Annotated in this window: 13 protein-coding genes; 1 reads left to right on the forward strand and 12 read right to left on the reverse strand. The window is 69.3% G+C overall.

Features of this window, described 5'->3' with window-relative positions:
- Nucleotides 1–168: 168 nt before the first annotated feature.
- Entirely contained in the window at nucleotides 169–1671 is a 1503-nt protein-coding gene (locus ACZ4M3_RS23645) for a hypothetical protein (RefSeq protein WP_467735672.1), read from the reverse strand.
- 307 nt (nucleotides 1672–1978) lie between these two features.
- Between ACZ4M3_RS23645 and ACZ4M3_RS23650 the strand changes: the two genes are divergently transcribed.
- Nucleotides 1979–3046 (forward strand): LCP family protein, encoded by a 1068-nt coding sequence (locus tag ACZ4M3_RS23650; RefSeq protein WP_467735674.1) that lies wholly within the window; start codon nucleotides 1979–1981, stop codon nucleotides 3044–3046.
- A 48-nt stretch (nucleotides 3047–3094) separates the two neighbouring features.
- On the opposite strand, the gene ACZ4M3_RS23655 is transcribed toward ACZ4M3_RS23650, so the two are convergent.
- The 11 genes from ACZ4M3_RS23655 to ACZ4M3_RS23705 form a co-directional block, all read right to left on the reverse strand.
- Nucleotides 3095–4591 carry an amino acid permease gene (locus tag ACZ4M3_RS23655; protein ID WP_467735676.1) on the reverse strand — a complete coding sequence of 499 codons (1497 nt, stop codon included), beginning with the start codon at nucleotides 4589–4591 and terminating at the stop codon, nucleotides 3095–3097.
- Between the two features lie 104 nt (nucleotides 4592–4695).
- Complete coding sequence (dxs, locus tag ACZ4M3_RS23660; protein ID WP_467735678.1) at nucleotides 4696–6612, reverse strand: 1-deoxy-D-xylulose-5-phosphate synthase; 1917 nt, start codon at nucleotides 6610–6612, stop codon at nucleotides 4696–4698.
- A gap of 253 nt (nucleotides 6613–6865) precedes the next feature.
- Nucleotides 6866–8155, reverse strand: a complete 1290-nt coding sequence (locus ACZ4M3_RS23665) for a sugar ABC transporter permease (RefSeq protein ID WP_467736041.1) — start codon at nucleotides 8153–8155, stop codon at nucleotides 6866–6868.
- A 26-nt stretch (nucleotides 8156–8181) separates the two neighbouring features.
- Nucleotides 8182–8970 (reverse strand): ATP-binding cassette domain-containing protein, encoded by a 789-nt coding sequence (locus ACZ4M3_RS23670; RefSeq protein WP_053684862.1) that lies wholly within the window; start codon nucleotides 8968–8970, stop codon nucleotides 8182–8184.
- A gap of 169 nt (nucleotides 8971–9139) precedes the next feature.
- Nucleotides 9140–10252 (reverse strand): sugar ABC transporter substrate-binding protein, encoded by a 1113-nt coding sequence (locus ACZ4M3_RS23675; protein ID WP_467735680.1) that lies wholly within the window; start codon nucleotides 10250–10252, stop codon nucleotides 9140–9142.
- Nucleotides 10253–10369: 117 nt separating this feature from the next.
- Nucleotides 10370–11584, reverse strand: coding sequence for an ROK family transcriptional regulator (locus tag ACZ4M3_RS23680; RefSeq protein ID WP_467735682.1), 1215 nt, complete (start codon nucleotides 11582–11584; stop codon nucleotides 10370–10372).
- Between the two features lie 210 nt (nucleotides 11585–11794).
- A complete protein-coding gene (locus ACZ4M3_RS23685; protein WP_467735684.1) occupies nucleotides 11795–12721 on the reverse strand; it encodes a carbohydrate ABC transporter permease in 927 nt (308 codons plus the stop codon).
- A gap of 13 nt (nucleotides 12722–12734) precedes the next feature.
- Nucleotides 12735–13679 carry a carbohydrate ABC transporter permease gene (locus ACZ4M3_RS23690; protein ID WP_467735686.1) on the reverse strand — a complete coding sequence of 315 codons (945 nt, stop codon included), beginning with the start codon at nucleotides 13677–13679 and terminating at the stop codon, nucleotides 12735–12737.
- 22 nt (nucleotides 13680–13701) lie between these two features.
- The gene (gene ngcE / locus ACZ4M3_RS23695) at nucleotides 13702–15150 is read right to left on the reverse strand and encodes an N-acetylglucosamine/diacetylchitobiose ABC transporter substrate-binding protein (RefSeq protein ID WP_467735688.1); all 1449 of its coding nucleotides are present in this window, start codon (nucleotides 15148–15150) and stop codon (nucleotides 13702–13704) included.
- A gap of 313 nt (nucleotides 15151–15463) precedes the next feature.
- Complete coding sequence (acnA, locus tag ACZ4M3_RS23700; RefSeq protein ID WP_467735690.1) at nucleotides 15464–18178, reverse strand: aconitate hydratase AcnA; 2715 nt, start codon at nucleotides 18176–18178, stop codon at nucleotides 15464–15466.
- A gap of 154 nt (nucleotides 18179–18332) precedes the next feature.
- Entirely contained in the window at nucleotides 18333–19334 is a 1002-nt protein-coding gene (locus ACZ4M3_RS23705) for a LacI family DNA-binding transcriptional regulator (protein ID WP_467735692.1), read from the reverse strand.
- Between the last annotated feature and the right edge of the window lie 100 nt (nucleotides 19335–19434).

Genomic DNA, 19434 nt, shown 5'->3' on the forward strand with positions numbered 1-19434 from the left:
CGACTGCATCGCACCCGATTGGGGTACATCGGGTAAAGATGTGGTATAGCGCAGGCCCGGCAATGATCAATCGCAAACAGCGAATCCCTCCCCCCTGCGACAGTGGGGAGGGACTCGGCAGGGCTCGTGACCGCCCGTCAGCCTGCCCGCGCCGGGCAGGCGTACTGGTCAGGCCAGATCCAGCCAGGGTTCGAAGGCGAGGGCCTGCTCGTCCGGAGCCTGGCGCGCCACCGCGAGACGGGCTCCCGGCCCGAGTGTGGCGATCATCACCCGCTCGTCCCGGTCCCGGACGACGGCCGGGGGCATCAGGGTCCGCTGCCCGGTCGTTGACCACCAGACCCCGGAGTCCGGCCGGCCGTCCACGTGGGTCCCGATGATGCAGTGGCCCTGCTCGTCCTCGGCGGCCAGCACCGTGCAGCTCCAGCCGCCGACGGCGACCCCCGGCGCGGCGCTCACCCGGCCGCGGACCGTCGGGCCGTTCAGGCCCACCGGTCCGTACGCACCCCACCCCCACTGGCACAGTTCGCCGGTCTCGGCGTACCGGTAGCGCAGCGCTCCGCTTTCGGGCGCCGCGGCGAGACTGCCCGGCAGGGCGTGGACGTTGGGACCTCGGTCCGACTCCCACGCCCACTTCGGCGCGGCGCGGTACCAGCGGACCACGCCCGGCTCGTCGCGCATCCGCGCGATGAGGTCGATCCTTCCGTGCGGCGTCCGCATCGCCACGATCTCGTCCGCGGCCTTGTGGCCCCCAAGGTGGAACCAGGGCGCCCAGCTGCCGTCCGCCCGCTGGTGCCGGGCGTTGAGCGTGTCGTAGCCGTTGCGCAGGAACACGTACAGCGTGCCGCCGTCGTCGTAGGCCGCGACGGGGGCGCCGACGTAACGTCCCAGCAGCGGCTCGCCGCGGTGCGGGTTGGCCAGCACGCGCCAGGGTCCGAGCGGCCGGCCCGTCTGGTACTGGAGCGCAACGACGACCTCGACGTTCCAGTCCTCCTTCCCGCGCCGGACGCGGCGCAGGCCGACGAGGGCGGGGTAGCCGTCCGGGCCCTGCGCGACCGACAGCGCGGGCAGCAGACCGGGGGCGTCCAGCAGCTGCGGGCCCGTCCACCGCCCGCCCGCGCCTTCGGTCCACCGGGCCACGGCGCCGGGCACCGGCAGGTAGGCGGAGACCCGCCCGTCGGTCCCGCGGACCGCCCACGCGGTCGGCGCGGGATAACGCGGGCGGGACACCGGTGCGGGCCAGGCAAGGCGGTCCAGGACCCGGCAGTCGGTGAAGACCGGGTACCCGGTCTCGCGCTGGTACTCCTCCACCGCGTCGAGCACGGCCAGCGCCAGGGCGCCCTCCCGTTCGCCGGCGTCGTCCGCCTCGGCCACGTCCCGGCCGGCGAGCGGGTCGCACGTCAGGACCCGGTCGGGCGCCACGTCGTGCAGGTGCCGTAGCAGGGCCCGTTCGAGGTTCTCGGCGGGCAGGCCGCGCGGGGGGCCGTCGACCGGGCAGCCGCGGCTGCCGGCCTCCGCCGCGGCCCGGCTGAAGTCGGCGCGCTCCGACTCCGTACCGGCCTCCAGGCAGAGCACGGTGACGTGTCCGGGGCCGGTCTCCTCGCCCAGGAGTACGGCCGCGGTCCCCGGCCCGGGCGTGATGAGGAGGATCCGGCTGCCCCCGGCTCCTGCCACGGAGTCCCTTGCGACCTGCGGTTGTGCGCCGTGGCGGTCACCGCCTCGACGTTTGGCCGAGTGCCCCATGCTTCTCCCTGCTTCCTCTCCGTGCCCGCCGCAAGTCTCACGCAGCATGCGCGAGCACGATAAGGGCACTCCCGTTCGACGTGCACGTTTGCCTATAGTGACCCGGGTACCGCACCACCCTGGCAACCCCGAGGCCCCGGTCCGGCTGCCGCGCGCGTCCGACCGCCCCTGGCCCCCGCAAGACGGCGGTCACTATCTCACGACGACCGACCCATCGGGATCAGAGGACACCTACGGCATGACCCAGGCAACCGAAGCACCCTCACTCTCCCCCCAAGCTCCGCGCAAGGCCCGTGGGAAGAAGCGAATATTCGGCATCATCTCGCTCGTCCTGCTGGTCCTGCTCCTCGGTGCCGGCGGCGTGGGCTGGTGGATGTACAGCAGCCTGAACAGCAACATCTCCAGCGTCGACCTGGACAAGGCGATCGGTGACAACCGGCCGCCCAAGATGGTGGAGAACGCCCAGAACGTCCTGGTCCTCGGCTCCGATTCGCGGGCCGGCGCGAACGGGGAGCTCGACCACGGCGACGTCAGCGGAGCCCGCTCCGACACCGCGATGCTGGTGCACATACCCGAGGGCCGGTCCCGGGCCACCGCGGTCAGCATCCCCCGCGACACCCTGATCAGCCGGCCCGAGTGCAAGGACAAGGACGGCGCCACCGTGCCGCCCGCGAACCGGGTCATGTTCAACTCCGTCTACTCGGTGGCCGGTCCGGCCTGCGTGGTCAAGACCGTCGAGCAGCTCTCCGGGATCCGCGTGGACCACTTCGTCGAGGTGGACTTCGCCGGCTTCAAGGAGCTGGTCGACGCCCTCGGCGGGGTCACCGTCACCCTCGACAAGCCGATGAGCGGGGCCAAGGGCGGCCTGAAGCTCGACGCGGGCACCCACCGGCTGAACGGCACCGACTCGCTCAAGTTCGTCCGTACCCGGTACGGCTACGGTGACGGGAGCGACCTCGGACGCATAGGCCTCCAGCAGAAGTTCATGCTGGCCATGCTGGCCGAGATGAAGAAGCAGGACGCCCTCGGCAACCCGGCGCGGCTCTACAAGCTCGCCGACGCCGGGACCAAGTCGCTCACCACCGACTCCCAGCTCGCCTCGCTGACCGCGCTGGCCGACTTCGCGCAGAGCATGAAGGGCGTCGACCCGGAGACGATGGAGACCATCATGCTGCCGGTGGCCTACGACAAGGTCGACCCGAACCGGGTGATCGTCGCCCAGCCGCAGGCGACCCAGCTGTGGGACGCCCTGCGCGCCGACCAGAAGATCCCCGCTTCGGCGAAGGACTCCCCGGCCAAGGGCTGACCCGTCGGTGCGGCCGTCGGGTGCGACGGCCGCACCACAGGGCTTCCGTCAGTACTCGGCGTCCGCTCCCGCCTTGGCGAGGCGGCTGTTGTGGCGCCCGTAGAGGAAGTAGACGAAGAAGCCGATCACCATCCAGATCGCGAACCGCAGCCAGGTCTCGGCCGGCAGGTTGAGCATCAGCCAGAGCGACGCGGCGATCGACAGGATCGGCACCACCGGCACCCATGGAGTGCGGAAGGCCCGGTGCAGGTCGGGGCGGGTGCGGCGCAGGATGATCACGCCGAGGGCCACGACCACGAAGGCGAACAGCGTGCCGATGTTGACCAGTTCCGCGAGCTTCTCCAGGCTCGTGAAGCCCGCGACGACGGCGATGATCACGCCGAGCGTGATGGTCGCCCGGTAGGGCGTGCGGTACTTCGGGTGGGTGACGGAGAAGAAGCGGGGCAGCAGTCCGTCACGGCTCATCGCGAAGAACACCCGGGTCTGGCCCAGCAGCAGGATCATGCACACCGTGATCAGGCCCACGGACGCCCCGAGGCTGATGGCGCCGGAGAAGAAGGGCTGGTTCACGGACTTGAAGGCCTCGGCGAGCGGGGCGGTGGCCGACATCTCCGTGTACTTCTGCATGCCGGTGACCACCAGCGTCACGGCGACGTAGAGCACCGTACAGATGATCAGGGAGCCGATGATGCCGCGCGGCATGTCCCGTTGGGGGTTCTTGGTCTCCTCCGCCGCGGTGGCCACGACGTCGAAGCCGATGAAGGCGAAGAAGACGAGGGAGGCCGCGGTGAAGATGCCCATGACACCGAAGTTGGTGGGCGCGTAGCCGAAGAGCAGCTGGACCAGCGGCGCCTTCCAGCCGCTCCCGGCGGGCTGCGGCTCGGCCGGCGGGATGAACGGCTTGTAGTTGTCGGCCTTGATGAAGAACAGGCCCCCGATGATGACCAGCAGCACCACCGTGACCTTGATGGCGACGACGATCGCGGTGATCCGGGCCGACAGCTTCGTCCCCACCACGAGGATCGCGGTCAGCACCAGGACCAGCAGGAAGGCCAGCAGGTCGAAGGTCCCTCCCCCGTCCGGCCCCGACAAAGCGGCCGGCATGTCCCAGCCCAGGTTGGTGCTCATGAGCTGGCGCAGGTACCCGGACCAGCCGACCGCCACGACGGCGGTGCCGAGCGCGAACTCCAGCACGAGGTCCCAGCCGATGATCCAGGCCGGCAGCTCGCCGATCGAGGCGTACGAGAAGGTGTACGCCGAACCGGCCACCGGAACGGTGGAGGCGAACTCCGCGTAGCAGAGCGCCGCGAGGGCGCAGACGATGCCCGCCGCGACGAAGGCCAGGGCGGTGGCGGGTCCGGCGTTGTTCCGTGCCGCGATGCCCGTGAGGACGAAGATGCCGGTGCCGATGATGACGCCCACCCCGAAGACCGTCAGGTCCAGGGCGGAAAGCGACTTCCGGAGCGCGTGTTCCGGCTCTTCCGTGTCCCGGATGGACTGCTCCACCGTCTTGGTCCGGAAGGGACTTTTCAGATCCTTGCTCACCGACGCACCTCCGGCTGGTGACGAGGCACACGAACGGGCCGGGAGGCCCACCCCTCAAGGGTGATCTCCCGGCCCGTCACGTGCAACCGCGAGTAGCCCGCCGGTCAGTCGACGGTGGCGGCCGGCTCGCTGTCGTAGCGTCCGTCCAGCTTGGCGACCAGACCCGTCACCTGCCGGGCGATGTCGGGCGCGGTGAGCCCGATCTCGGCCAGGATCTCCTTGCGCAGCGCGTGGTCCAGGAAGCGCTGCGGGATGCCGAAGTCGCGCAGCGGTACGTCGACCCCCGCGTCGCGCAGGGCCTGCGCGACGGCCGCGCCCACCCCGCCGGTACGGCCGTTGTCCTCGACGGTGACGACCACCCGGTGCTGCTCCGCGAGCGGGGCCAGCGCCTCGTCGACGGGCTTGACCCAGCGCGGGTCGACGACGGTGGTGGAGATGCCCTGCTTGTCGAGCAGGTCGGCGACTTCCAGGCACATCGGGGCGAGCGCGCCCACCGAGACGAGCAGTACGTCCGGCCGGGTGACCTCCGGGGCCGGGGTGCGCAGCACGTCCATGCCGCCGATCCGGCCGACGGCCGGGACGGCCGGGCCCACGACGCCCTTGGAGTAGCGCACGACGGTCGGCGCGTCCTGTACCCCGACGGCCTCGCGGAGCTGGGCGCGCAGCTGCTCGGCGTCGCGCGGGGCGGCCAGCCGCAGGCCCGGAACGACCTGGAGGATGGACATGTCCCACATGCCGTTGTGGGAGGCGCCGTCGTCGCCGGTGACGCCGGCCCGGTCCAGGACGAAGGTGACCCCGCACTTGTGCAGGGCGACGTCCATCAGGACCTGGTCGAAGGCCCGGTTGAGGAAGGTCGCGTAGACCGCGAAGACGGGGTGGACGCCGCCGGTGGCGAGGCCGGCCGCGGAGGTCGCGGCGTGCTGCTCGGCGATGCCGACGTCGAAGATGCGGTCGGGGAAGGTGTCCGCGAACTTCTTGAGGCCGACCGGGTGGAGCATGGCCGCGGTGATGGCGACGATGTCCTCGCGCTCGTGGCCGAGCTTGACCATCTCGTCGGCGAAGACGGAGGTCCAGCTGGCGGCGGCGGCCTTGACGGGCAGACCGGTGTCCGGGTGGATCGGGCCGATGCCGTGGAAGCGGTCGGCCTCGTCCTGCTCGGCGTGCGTGTAGCCGCGGCCCTTCTGGGTGAGGCAGTGCACGATGACCGGACCGCTGAACCGTTTGGCCCGCTGGAGGGCCGACTCCAGGGCCTCGATGTCGTGGCCGTCGATGGGGCCGATGTACTTCAGGCCCAGGTCCTCGAACATGCCCTGCGGGGCGATGAAGTCCTTGAGGCCCTTCTTGGCGCCGTGCAGCGTCTCGAAGAGCGGCTTGCCGACGACCGGGGTACGTTCCAGGAGTTCCTTGCCGCGGGCGAGGAAGCGCTCGTAGCCGTCCGTGGTGCGCAGGGTGGCCAGGTGGTTGGCCAGGCCGCCGATGGTGGGCCCGTAGGAGCGCTCGTTGTCGTTGACGACGATGACGAGCGGGCGGTCCTTGGCGGCGGCGATGTTGTTGAGCGCCTCCCAGGCCATGCCGCCGGTCAGCGCGCCGTCCCCGATGACGGCGGCGACGTGGTGGTCCTCGCGGCGGAGCACCTCGTTGGCCTTGGCCAGTCCGTCGGCCCAGCCCAGCACCGTCGACGCGTGGGAGTTCTCGATCACGTCGTGGTCGGACTCGGCGCGCGAGGGGTAGCCGGACAGGCCGCCCTTGGAGCGCAGGTTCGCGAAGTCCTGGCGGCCCGTGAGCAGCTTGTGGACGTAGGCCTGGTGGCCGGTGTCGAAGAGGACCTTGTCCTTGGGCGAGTCGAAGACCCGGTGCAGGGCGATCGTCAGTTCGACCACGCCGAGGTTGGGGCCGAGGTGCCCGCCGGTCTTGGAGACGGCGTCGACGAGGAAGGACCTGATCTCGTCGGCGAGCTGAGTGAGCTCCTCCTGGCTGAGCCGGTCCAGATCGCGCGGTCCCTTGATGCGGGTCAGCAGCACCCGTGCCTCCTTGCAGTTGCTTGCTGGTCTGTCGAGTCTAATGTTCCGCTCGCGACGAGCATCATCGGGCGGTACCGGGGCGGTCACGCCTTTGTCATACCTGTACACGTCCTCGCACGCTCACACATCCCAAACGGGCGCATACCCGCACAGGCGTACGCACACATGTACGCACACGTGCCCGGCGCCACACGAAGTGGCACCGGGCACTGTGACGGTTCTTACCGCCGGGTCTCCGCCTGCGGCCGCGCCGTCAGGCGCGTCCGGCGGTCTTCTGGGTCTTGCGGGTGACCGAGTCGATGACCACGGTGGCCAGCAGGACCGCGCCGGTGATCATGTACTGGATCGGCGTCGCGATGCCTTCCAGGGCCAGACCGTACTGGATCGAGGTGATGACCATGACGCCGAGGAGGGCGTTCCAGGTCCGGCCCCGGCCGCCGAAGAGGCTGGTGCCGCCGATGACGGCCGCCGCGATCACGTTCATCAGCAGGTCGCCGGCGCCGGCGCTCTGGTTGGCGGCCGCGATCTTGGAGGCCCAGAAGAGGCCGCCGATGGCGGCGAAGGTGCCCGCGATGGCGAAGACCGCGATGCGGATGCCGGTGACGTTGATGCCCGCGCGGCGGGACGCCTCGACGCTGCCGCCGAGGGCGAAGATGTTGCGGCCGAAGGAGGTACGGCGCAGGACGAAGTCCGTGCCGACCAGCACGACCAGGAAGAGCACCACCGCGAGCGGGAGGCCCTTGTACTGGTTGAACACCGCGGCCGGGCCGAACGTGAACACCGCGAGCACGGCCGTGCGCAGCACGATCTCGCCGAGCGGCCGGGACGGGACGCCCGCGGCCTGCCGACGGCGGTTGTCGAAGAAGGAGGCCAGGAAGTAGGCCGCGACCGCGATCGCCGCGAGGCCGTAGGCAGCCGCCACGTCCGTGAAGTAGTACGTGGTGAGCTGCCCGACGACGCCCTCCGGGTCGAGGTTGATCGTGCCGTTGCTGCCGAGGATCTGCAGCATCGCGCCGGACCAGAACAGCAGGCCCGACAGGGTGACGGCGAAGGCCGGGGCGCCGATCCGGGCGAAGAAGAAGCCGTGGATGGCACCGATCAGCGCGCCGCCCGCGACGGCGACGAGGATCGCGAGCCACTCGTTCACCCCGTGGGTGACGGCGAGGACGGCGACGATCGCGCCCGAGACACCGCTGACCGAGCCGACCGAGAGGTCGATCTCGCCGAGCAGCAGCACGAAGATGATGCCGACGGCCATCATGCCGGTGGCGACCATCGTGATGGCGATGTTGGTGAGGTTCTCCGGGGAGAGGAAGTTCGCGTTCAGCCCCTGGAAGATGCCCCAGATGATGATCAGGCCGAGGACGACCGGGATGGAGCCCAGGTCGCCGGCCTTCATCTTGCGGCCGAACTCGCTGAGGTAGCCGGAGAATCCCTGCTCGCGGACGAGCAGGCGGGGGTCGACGGCCGGGATGGCGTCCGTCGCGGCGGCCGGGTTGACCGGATCGACGTGCTGCGCCTGGCCGGCGGGACCCTTGTCCAGCGGACCGGCGGGAGGGTTCTGGGTGCTCACTTGCGGGCCTCCCCGGTACGGGCCGCCCGGCGGGTCACGGCGTTGTCCGTGGCCCCGGTGATGGCGGAGATGATCTCTTCCTGCGAGGTGTCGGCGACGCTGAAGACGCCGTTGTTGCGGCCCAGCCGCAGCACCGCCACCTTGTCGGCGACGGCCTTCACATCGGCCATGTTGTGGCTGATGAGGATGACGGCGTGGCCGCGCTCGCGCAGCCGCTCCACCAGGTCGAGGACCTGGGCGGTCTGCTCGACGCCCAGGGCCGCCGTGGGCTCGTCGAGGATGACGAGCTTGGGCTCGCCCAGCATCGAACGGGCGATCGCCACGGTCTGGCGCTGACCGCCGGACAGCGAGGCGATGGGGATCCGGACACTGGGGATCCGGATGGACAGGGTGGTCAGGAGCTCGCGGGCGCGGCGCTCCATCTCCACCTCGTCGAGGATGCCGCGGCGCTTGAGCTCGCGGCCGAGGAAGAGGTTGCCGACGACGTCGATGTTGTCGCAGAGCGCGAGGTCCTGGTAGACCGTCGCGATGCCCAGGTTCTGGGCGTCGTGGGGCTTGCCGATGGAGACCGGGCGGCCCTCCCACTCGATGACTCCGTCATCGATCGGGTGCACGCCGGCGATCGTCTTGACCAGCGTGGACTTGCCGGCGCCGTTGTCACCGACGAGGGCGACCACCTCACCGGAGTGGATCTCGAGTTCTACGTCGGTCAGGGCCTGGACGGCGCCGAACCGCTTCGAGACCCCTCGCAACGCCAGCACGGGCGCAGCGGACACATGAACCATCTCCTTCGCCGCCTGACCGGCGGGGATGTCGTGCAAAAGAGCAGGAACGCGAATGGGGCTATGGGGGAAATTCAGAGAAACGTTTCTGTACGGCGCCCCGCGGATGGCGGGGAAAGGACGCGGGGCGCCGTACAGGCGCGGGGGCCGCCCCGTCCGGGGCGACGGGGCCTTACTTCAGGCCGAGGCTGGCGCAGGCGGCCGCGTACTTGTCGGTGCAGATCTCGTCGGCCGTGTAGACGCCGTCCTTGATGACGGTGTCCTTGATGTTGCTCTTGGTGAGCGAGACGACCGGGATCAGCACGGACGGGACGCCCTTGGTGGTCGGGCTGTCGACGTTCTGGTTGACGATGTCGCTGATCTTCTCGTGCTTGGCGAGGGCCACGGCCATCTCGGCGGCGGCCGAGGCCTCCGGCGCGTACGGCTTGTAGACGCTCATGAACTGCTCACCCGCGACGATGCGCTGCACACCGGCGAGCTCCGCGTCCTGGCCGGTCACCGGCGGCAGGGGGGACAGGCCGGCCGCCTTCAGGGCGGTGATGATGCCGCCGGCCATGCCGTCGTTGGCGGAGTAGACGCCGATCACCTTGTCCTTGCCGAGCGCCGAGAGCGCTCCCGCCATGTTGGTGTTGGCGTTCTCCGGCTTCCACTCCTTGGTGTCGTACTCCTTGCCGATGGTCACCTTGCCGTCGAGGACGGAGTGCGCGCCCTTCTTGAAGAGGGCGGCGTTCGGGTCGGTGACGGAGCCGTTCATCATGACGATCTGGCCGTCCTTGGCCTTGTCGCCCAGCGCGTCGAGCAGCGCCTTGCCCTGGACCTTGCCGACCTCTTCGTTGTCGAAGGAGGTGTAGGCGTCGATCGGGCCCTCGGCGAGGCGGTCGTAGGCGACGACCGGGATGCCGGCGTCCTTGGCCTTCTTGACCGAGCCGGCGATGGCCTTGGCGTCGACCGCGTCGACGATCAGGACGTCCACCTTGTTGGTGATCATCGTGTCGACCTGCGAGTTCTGCGTGGTCGCGTCCTGCTTGGCGTTGGCGTAGACGACCTTGGCCTTGCCGCCGGTGAGGTCGGCGACCTTCTTCTCGATGAGCGGCTTGTCGAACTTCTCGTATCGGGCCGTCTGGTTCTCCGGAAGGAGCAGGCCGACGGTGATCGCGTCACCCTTGGCGGCAGCCGATTCCTTCGTCTTGTCGCCGGACTCCTTCGCGCTCCCACAGGCGGCGAGGGAAACGGCCATGGCGCCGGCGGCGACGGCAACAGCGGCTCTGCGCATACGAGTGTTCATTGGTTGAACCTCCCTGACGAGGCCGCGACAGTGCGGCCGAGGTGGATGCGAGTCAACCCCGGCCACAGTTTGCCGTCAAGGAGTGAATCCTTAACGAGATGACAACGGTGCCATCCGTTATCTAACTGAAGACATCAGGGCGGGAGCCCGCACTCCGATTCCATTTTCCGCCAAAAGCGTCGAATCGCCCATCTCGCTCAGTACGAGAGCCAGTGCGCCGAGTACTTCCGCGCGGCCGCCCAGCGAGCCGGTGAGCACCGAGAGTTGCCGGGCCGCGCTGGGGATCGCGTACCTCCCCACTGATTCACGGATGGGAGCCAGGACGAGTTCACCGGCTTCGGCGAGCGAGCCGCCGAGCACCACCCGGCTGGGGTTCAGCAGGTTGCACAGGCTGGCCACGCCGCTGCCGATGTGCCGGCCCACGTCGGTGATGACCCGGCGGCAGCCGGGGTCGCCCTCGCGGGCCAGTTCGACCACCCGTTCCATCGTCAACTCGGCTCCGTGGCTGCTCTGCAGGAGGGGCAGGACGTAGCGTGCGGCGGCGAAGGTCTCCAGGCAGCCGCGGTTGCCGCAGCGGCAGACCGGGCCAGACTCGTCCAGGGTGATGTGCCCGATCTCGCCCGCCGTGCCACCGGGTCCGCGGTAGATCTGGCCGTTGATCACCAGGCCGGCGCCGACACCGCTCGCGACCTTGATGTAGGCCAGGTCCTTGACCCCCCGGCCGCTCCCCCAGACCAGCTCGCCGAGCGCGCCGAGGTTGGCGTCGTTGTCCACGTACACGGGTACGCCCAGCCGGCTGGACAGCTCCTGGCGGGGGTTGATCCCGGCCCAGCCCGGCAGGATCGCGGTGGAGCCGAGGGTGCCGGACTCCACGTCGATGGGGCCGGGGACGCCGAGGCCGACGCCGATGACCTTGTCGCGGCTCACCCCGACGCCTTCGATCAGCCGTCCGACCAGCGCTTCCGCGCGGTCGAAGCCCTCGGTCCAGGAGGCGTCCACGTCCAGCGGCTCGGAGTCCTCGGCGAGCACCTGGTGGGCGAGGTTGCCCACGGCCACCCGCAGGTGGGTGTGGCCGAAGTCGACGCCGATCACGATGCCGGCGTCCCCGCTGAGCGAGACGCTGCGGGCGCGCCGGCCGCCCGCCGAGGTGTCGGTGACCTCGACGGTCCCGCCTTCCTTCAGTTCGCGGACGATGTTGGAGACCGTGGCCGCCGACAGTCCGGTGGCCCGGGCGATCTCCGCCTGCGTCAGTGAACCCGCGAGCCGGACGGCCCGCACGACGCGTTCGAGGTTCGCGCGATGCAGCGACGACTGCGATCCGGGAGTCTGCACGACTCATCCACTCCTGCCCATAAGCGACGGCCGGCCGTCGCCCCCCGGCCGGCCTCAGGGCTGAGTGCTCCGAGACGCCGGCGTCTCTCCAACTTGTGAACCTTAAGTCGAGCCTTTGGGCCGTCAGACGTCAAGAGGCTGACGCAGCACGAATCGGTCACTAAAGGGCATATGGAGTGAAACACGGCCGCACATATCGTGTGAGCGGTCCTACTTGAGGGTGGCGGAGGTCAGGCCGGCCTGGATCTGGCGCTGGAAGGAGAGGTAGACCACCAGCATCGGGATCATCGCGATGGTCACGCCGGCGAACAGCACCGGCAGGTCCGTCTCGTAGCCCATCTGGTACTGGAGCTGGATCAGGCCCTGGGTGAGCAGGTAGCGCTCGGGGTCCGATCCGCTCTGGGGCTGCATCAGCACGGAGGGCAGGATGTACTGGTTCCACTGGCCCAGGACATTGAATATCCCGACGCTGATCAGGCCGGGCTTGGCCATCGGCAGCATCACCTGGAAGAAGATCCGGGTGTCGGAGGCCCCGTCGATCACCGCCGCCTCGTGGACGGCCGTGGGCAGCGTCCGGAAGAACGAGTGCATGAAGAAGACGGTGAACGGCATCGAGTACGCCACGTAGACGAGGATCAGGCCCTGGTACGTGTTGAGCATGTCCAGGCGCTTGACCATGAAGAACAGCGGGACGAGCGCCAGGAAGACGGGGAACATCGCCCCGCTGACGAAGAAGTAGTAGACCACCCGGTTGCCCGGGAAGGGGTAGCGGGCCAGTACGTACGCCGCCATCGACCCGAGCAGCATGGTCAGCGGGACCGAGAACACCAGCACGATCAGGGTGTGGGCGAAGTAGTCCCCGATGCCCTTGTCCCAGGCGCGGGAGAAGGCGTCGAAGTGCCAGTGCGAGGGCCAGCTCAGGGCCGAGCCGCCGATCTGCGAGTCGGTCTTGAAGGAGCCGAGCGCGAGCCAGACCAACGGCAGGACGATCAGTATCGCCCAGAGGGCCAGGAACCCGTGCGAGAAGACGTTGAGCACCGTGCCGTCGGAGCGGCCGGTGCCGCCCCCCTTGGCGCGGCCGGCGCCGCCGGGACGCTCGGCGGCGGCCTCTCCGGGGGCCTTGATCACTGTGGTCATCGGTGTCTCCCGCTCAGAACTCGATGCGCTCGCGGCGGGTGGCGCGCAGCGTGACGATGGAAAGGATCATGGTCAGGACGAGCATGACCACGCCCATGGCGCAGGCGTATCCGCTCTTGCCGAAGTAGAGGAAGTTGCGCATCAGCACGGTGGCCATGACCTCGCTGTGGTGGTCCGGGCCACCGCCGAACTGGCCCGAGGTCATGGTGGACACCAGGACGAACATGTCCATCGCGGCGATGCCCAGGTAGACGGCGGAGGTCTGCACCGAGTCCCACAGCAGGGGCAGGGTGACCTTGAAGAAGGTCTGGGCGCGCCCGGCACCGTCCAGCAGCGCGGCCTCGTAGATGTCCTTCGGGATGGACTGCATCGCGGCGGAGAAGAGCACCAGGTAGAAGCCGACGCCGTGCCAGACGACCACCAGGAGCAGGCACCAGAGCACCAGGTTCGGCTCGTTGAGCCATTCGACGGGGCGGGTGGGGTCGACGAGGCCGATCTTGGTCAGGAAGCCGTTGAGCAGGCCGCCCGCGTCGCTGCGGTACACGGCGCCGAAGAGCACGGCCAGGATGGCCAGGGAGAGGACCTGCGGGAAGAAGTAGACGATCTTGTAGATGCCCGATCCGCGTACCCCCCGCACCCCGCCGGCACCGCTGCGGCCGCCCGCGTTCACCATGAAGGCGAAGAACAGGGCGAGCAGGATTGTGATCACCGGGACGAACACCAGGAGCAGCAGGTTGTGCCAGAGGGCGCCGCGGAAGACCTCGTCCTTCATCAGCGCCGCGTAGTTGTCCAGGCCGACGAATCCGAACGTCGGGGACTGCCCCGACCAGTTGGTGAAGGAGTAGCCGAACGTCTGGATGTAGGGCCAGATGACGAAGGTCAGGTACAGCGCGAGCGGCAGGATCAGGAAGCCGGTGATGAAACCGCCCCGTCCTCTGCTGCGGGCAACGTGGCTCATGATGTCCGTCCCGTCCGTGACGTCAGCTGCGGCGGTTGTTCTTCGCGTTCGGGTCCTTGGCAGCCTTGTCTACCGCAGCCTGGGCCCGCTTGATCCATTCCTTGGGCTGGATCCGCTGGGCCATCAGCTCATTGGACGCGTTCTGGATCTCGGTGTCCATTTCGCTGTACCAGTCGGGGTACAGGTAGTTGAAGGTGTTGGTCCCGGCCGCCTTGACCGCCGCCACCGCCGACGCGGTGCCCGGCCGCAGTTTGACGCCGGGATCCACGCCGTCCTTGACGACGGTGAGGGAGTTGGCCTGCTGGGCGAAGGTGGTCGACCATTCGCGTGACAGCATCGAGCGCAGGAATTCCAGTCCGCCGGCCTTGTTGGCGGCCTTCTCCGGGACGATGAAGGGTTCGCCCGCCCCCGCCCGGATGGCCTCGAAGGGCAGCTTGCTGTCGGCCAGCAGCGGGACCGGCAGGAACTTCATGTCGAAGTCCTCCGGGGTCTGCTTGAGCTGCTCGTTCTCCAGCCAGGAGCCGGAGGGGATGAAGGCGGCCTTGTACTGGTTCCAGGCGGTCTGGGACTCCGTGTGGGTGAGGCCGTTGGTGCCCGGCATCAGCAGGCCCTTCTCGACGACCTCGTACACCGCCTCGACCGCCGCGAGGGCCGCGGGGTTGCCCTCGAAGGCGTTCGGTTCGAGGTTGTCGATCGCCTTCATCGCCTCCAGACCGCCCTTCTTGGCGATCAGGTCCATGATGACGACGTTGATGTAGTACGGGTACTTGCCCTGGTGGGCGAGCCCGCCGAGGCCGGCCTCCTTGGCCTTCGTACAGACGGCCAGGAACTCGTCCCAGGTCTTGGGCTCGGTCCAGCCCTTCTCCTTGAAGAGCTTGCCGGAATACCAGAAGCCGAACACGGTGTAGACGTAGTAGAGGGCGACGAACTTGCCGCCCTGGGTGCCCTGTTCGACGGTGCCGGGGATCAGCATGTCCCGGACCTTCTTGGCCGGGTCGTCCAGGGAGGGCGCGTCGAGGACCTGGGTGAGGTCGGCGAGCTGGCCGCCCTTGGCGAGGACGTCGACCTTGATCTGCTGGGCGCCCGAGTCGTCGATGACGTCCGGCGGGTTGCCGCCGTTGAAGCGCGGCTGGAGCTTGCCGGTGATCTCCTGGGTGCCCAGGTGGGAGCTGGTGGTGCCCCACTTCTTGTCGAAGGCGGCTTCCCAGGCCTTGGCGTAGTCGTCGCCGAACCCGCCCTTGAAGACGACGACGTCCATCTTGCCGCCCTTGGCCACGCCGAAGGGGTTCTCCTTGGAGACGGCTCCCTTCGCGGGGCCGTTCGTCGTCGTGTCGCCGCCGGAGGCGCAGGCGGAAAGGAAGCTCATCGTCGGGACGGCGATCAGGCCGAGTGCCGCGGAGCGCTTGATCAGGTCCCGGCGGCCGAGGCCCTCACCGGTGCTGTGCTCGCCGTGGGCGGAGGTGGATCCCATGCTCAAGTCCTCGCCTTCGTCAGGAGTGTGAAGGAGGAAGGAACACCACGGCGGCTGCCGTGCGCGCGGCATCGCCGCAGGTCCCCACCGTCCCCCCGTCCGGGGCCGCTCGTCTCGCGGCGGCCCGGACGGCCACAGGTATAGTCCACTTCCGCTCGGGTGAGCAAGATCGTGCACAAGTATCTGCCCCGGCTTTTCCGAGTTGAGACCTCACCGTCACCTGGCTGGCCGATACCCGACGGTCCGAAAAGGCGGAAGGGCCGTACCCCCTTTCGGGGATACGGCCCTCGGGTGCCGCTCGGCGTCCGCGTGGCTAGCCGCGGATCAGGTTGCGGAGCACGTACTGCATGATGCCGCCGTTGCGGTAGTAGTCCGCCTCACCAGGGGTGTCGATGCGCACGACCGCGTCGAACTCCACACCGGTGTCGGTGGTCACCTTGACCGTGCGCGGGGTGGTGCCGTTGTTCAGCTCCTCCACACCGGTGAAGGAGAAGGTCTCCTCGCCGGTGAGGCCCAGCGCGGCCGCCGAGGCGCCCTCGGGGAACTGGAGCGGGAGCACGCCCATGCCGATCAGGTTCGAGCGGTGGATGCGCTCGTAGGACTCGGCGATGACGGCCTTGACGCCGAGCAGCGCGGTGCCCTTGGCCGCCCAGTCGCGGGACGAGCCCGAGCCGTACTCCTTGCCCGCCAGGATGACCAGCGGGATGCCGGCGGCCTGGTAGTTCTGCGAGGCGTCGTAGATGAACGAGACCGGCGCGCCGTCCTGGGTGAAGTCGCGGGTGAAGCCGCCCTCGGTGCCCGGCGCGATCTGGTTGCGCAGGCGGATGTTGGCGAACGTACCGCGGATCATGACCTCGTGGTTGCCGCGGCGGGAACCGTAGCTGTTGAAGTCGCGGCGCTCGACGCCGTGCTCCGTGAGGTACTTGCCGGCCGGGGTGTCGGCCTTGATCGCACCGGCCGGGGAGATGTGGTCGGTGGTGACCGAGTCGCCCAGCTTCGCCAGCACGCGGGCGCCGGCGATGTCGGAGACCGGGGTGGTCTCCATCGTCATGCCCTCGAAGTAGGGGGGCTTGCGCACGTAGGTGGACTGCGGGTCCCACTCGAACGTGTTGCCGGTCGGGATGGACAGCGCCTGCCACTGGGCGTCGCCCGCGAAGACGTCCTGGTAGGACTTGTTGAACATGTCCTCGCCGATGGCGTTCGCCACGACGTCGTTGACCTCGGCCTCGGAGGGCCAGATGTCCTGGAGGTAGACCGGCTTGCCCTCGGTGTCGATGCCGATGGCGTCCTTGGTGATGTCCACCTTCATGGAGCCCGCGATGGCGTACGCGACGACCAGCGGCGGGGAGGCCAGGTAGTTCATCTTGACGTCGGGGTTGATCCGGCCCTCGAAGTTGCGGTTGCCCGAGAGCACCGAGGTGACCGCGAGGTCGGCCTCGTTGATCGCCTTCGAGATCTCCTCGTCCAGCGGACCGGAGTTGCCGATGCAGGTGGTGCAGCCGTAGCCGACCAGGTTGAAGCCCAGCTTGTCCAGGTACGGGGTCAGGCCGGCCTTGTCGAAGTAGTCGGTGACCACCTTCGAGCCCGGGGCCAGGGTGGTCTTCACCCACGGCTTGCGGGTCAGGCCCTTCTCGGCCGCCTTCTTCGCCACGAGCGCCGCGGCGACCATGACGTAGGGGTTCGAGGTGTTGGTGCAGGAGGTGATCGCGGCGACGGTGACGGCGCCGTGGTCGATCTCGAACGAGGTGCCGTCGGCCAGCGTGACCAGGGTCGGCTTGGTCGGGATGCCGTTGGCGGAGGCCGGGGCGTCGGACGCCGGGAAGGACTCCTTGCCGGCCTCCTCGTCGTCGCTGACGTAGTTGCGGACGTCGACGGCGAACTGCTCGGCGGCGTTCGCGAGGACGATGCGGTCCTGCGGGCGCTTCGGGCCGGCGATGGAGGGGACGACCGTGGAGAGGTCGAGCTCCAGCTTCTCGGAGAAGTCCGGCTCGGCGGCCGGGTCCAGCCACAGGCCCTGCTCCTTGGCGTACGCCTCGACCAGCGCGACCTGCTGCGCGTCGCGGCCGGTCAGGCGCAGGTACTTCAGCGTCTCGTCGTCGATCGGGAAGATCGCGGCGGTCGAGCCGAACTCCGGCGACATGTTGCCGATGGTGGCGCGGTTCGCGAGGGAGGTGGCGGCGACGCCCTCACCGTAGAACTCGACGAACTTGCCGACGACGCCGTGCTTGCGCAGCATCTCGGTGATGGTCAGCACGAGGTCGGTGGCGGTGGTTCCGGTCGGCAGCTCGCCGGTCAGCTTGAAGCCCACGACGCGCGGGATCAGCATGGAGACCGGCTGGCCGAGCATCGCGGCCTCGGCCTCGATGCCGCCGACGCCCCAGCCCAGCACGCCCAGGCCGTTGACCATGGTGGTGTGCGAGTCGGTGCCGACGAGGGTGTCGGGGTACGCCTGGCCGTTCCGGACCATGACCGTGCGGGCCAGGTGCTCGATGTTGACCTGGTGGACGATGCCGGTGCCCGGGGGGACGACCTTGAACTCGTCGAAGGCGGTCTGGCCCCAGCGCAGGAACTGGTAGCGCTCCTTGTTGCGGCCGTACTCCAGCTCCACGTTCTGGGCGAACGCGTCGTTGGTGCCGAACTTGTCGGCGATGACCGAGTGGTCGATGACCAGCTCGGCCGGGGCCAGCGGGTTGATCTTCGAGGGGTCGCCGCCGAGGGCCTTCACGGCCTCGCGCATGGTGGCGAGGTCGACGACGCAGGGGACGCCGGTGAAGTCCTGCATGATCACGCGGGCCGGCGTGAACTGGATCTCCTCGCTGGGCTGCGCCTGCGAATCCCAGTTGCCGAGGGACCGGATGTGGTCGGCGGTGATGTTCGCGCCGTCCTCGGTACGGAGCAGGTTCTCCAGCAGCACCTTCAGGCTGTAGGGAAGGCGGGCCGCGCCCTCGACCTTGTCCAGCCGGAAGATCTCGTACGACTCGTCGCCCACCTGCAGCGTGCTGCGGGCGTCGAAGCTGTTCGCCGACACGACAGTCTCCTTCATGCATGATTTCGCGCGTATAACCGCATCCTGCCGCCACGCCCCATGGCCAATCCGCTAAGGTAAGGCTAAATTAGGTAACCCTTACCAGCGGGGGCGGCTGCGGTACGCCTTCGGCAGATATCTCGATGTCGAGATAACTCTAGTACATGTCCGGGGGAAGGGACGAGGCGCGCACCCGCAGTCCTGCCGCGACGGTCAGCTGGCCGGGCGATTCCGCTTCCCCGGACTCGATCAGCGCCACCAGCGCGGACACCGCGCGGACGGCGATCCGCTCCGGATTCAGGGTGACGGTGGTCACGGGCGGTTGGTTCTCGGCGTACCCGGGATCCTCGCTGGCGCAGACCAGCAGCAGGCCGTCGGGCGTACGGATGCCGTGGCGCGCGGCGGCGGCCAGCGCCTGCCGGCCGCCAGGGTCGTACACGCAGTAGACGGCGTCGGGCCGGGCGGCCGACCCGAAGGCGCGGTCAAAGGCGTGACCTGCATGGTCGTCGGGATCGAAGGGGATCACCAGCGGCTCGGCGCCGCGCCGCGCGCACCACTGTTCGTAGGCGGACGTGACGGCCCCGGTGTAGAACTCCCGGCCGTAGCCGGAATGCAGTGCGATCCGGCGGGCTCCCGAGGTCGCGAGGTGGTCGAGCACCTCTCGCGTGGTGCTCGCGTGGTCGTTGTCCACCCATATGTCCGACGGCCACGGGTCCGGCGGGCGGCCGTCGAAGACCAGCGGCAGGCCCCGGGCCCGCAGGGCGCGCAGCACCGGGTCCCCGGCCGGGCTGTCCAGCAGCAGCATCCCGTCGACGGCGAGGGTGTGCCACAGCGGCTCGCCGCCGCGGTCGGCGGGCAGGGTGGTCAGGGCGTAGCCGTGGGCGTGCGCGGCGGAGGTGGCGGAGGTCAGCAGCCGGGAGAAGTAGGCGATGCCCGCGAAGTCCCAGGCGGAGCCCGCGTACGTGGTCACCGCCACCCCGAGGGTGCGGGTGCGGGGGCCGCGCCGGGAGCCGTAGCCGAGGCCGGCCGCCACCTCGCGGACCCGGCGGCGGGTGCCGTCGGCGAGGCGGCCGGTGCCGTTGAGGGCGTGCGAGACGGTCGCGGTGGAGACCTCCGCGGCGCGCGCGATGTCGGCGATGGTCGGTCCGGGGCCGGGCACGGGGTCATCGTACGGGCGCGGGCGGGCGGCCCCTCGGCGACGGGATGCGCTCCGCCCGGGGGCGGAGTGCGGAATCCGTCGCTCGGGGCGGGTTCTGGTT

It is taken from the genome of Streptomyces sp. NPDC026522 (assembly GCF_055567555.1).

Bases quoted from the DNA above. Each gene is read 5' to 3' on its own strand.
- ngcE (WP_467735688.1), bottom strand. From the start codon at position 15,150: ATGGGATCCACCTCCGCCCACGGCGAGCACAGCACCGGTGAGGGCCTC.
- ACZ4M3_RS23670 (WP_053684862.1), bottom strand. From the start codon at position 8,970: ATGGTTCATGTGTCCGCTGCGCCCGTGCTGGCGTTGCGAGGGGTCTCG.
- ACZ4M3_RS23690 (WP_467735686.1), bottom strand. From the start codon at position 13,679: ATGAGCCACGTTGCCCGCAGCAGAGGACGGGGCGGTTTCATCACCGGC.
- ACZ4M3_RS23685 (WP_467735684.1), bottom strand. From the start codon at position 12,721: ATGACCACAGTGATCAAGGCCCCCGGAGAGGCCGCCGCCGAGCGTCCC.
- ACZ4M3_RS23675 (WP_467735680.1), bottom strand. From the start codon at position 10,252: ATGAACACTCGTATGCGCAGAGCCGCTGTTGCCGTCGCCGCCGGCGCC.
- ACZ4M3_RS23650 (WP_467735674.1), top strand. From the start codon at position 1,979: ATGACCCAGGCAACCGAAGCACCCTCACTCTCCCCCCAAGCTCCGCGC.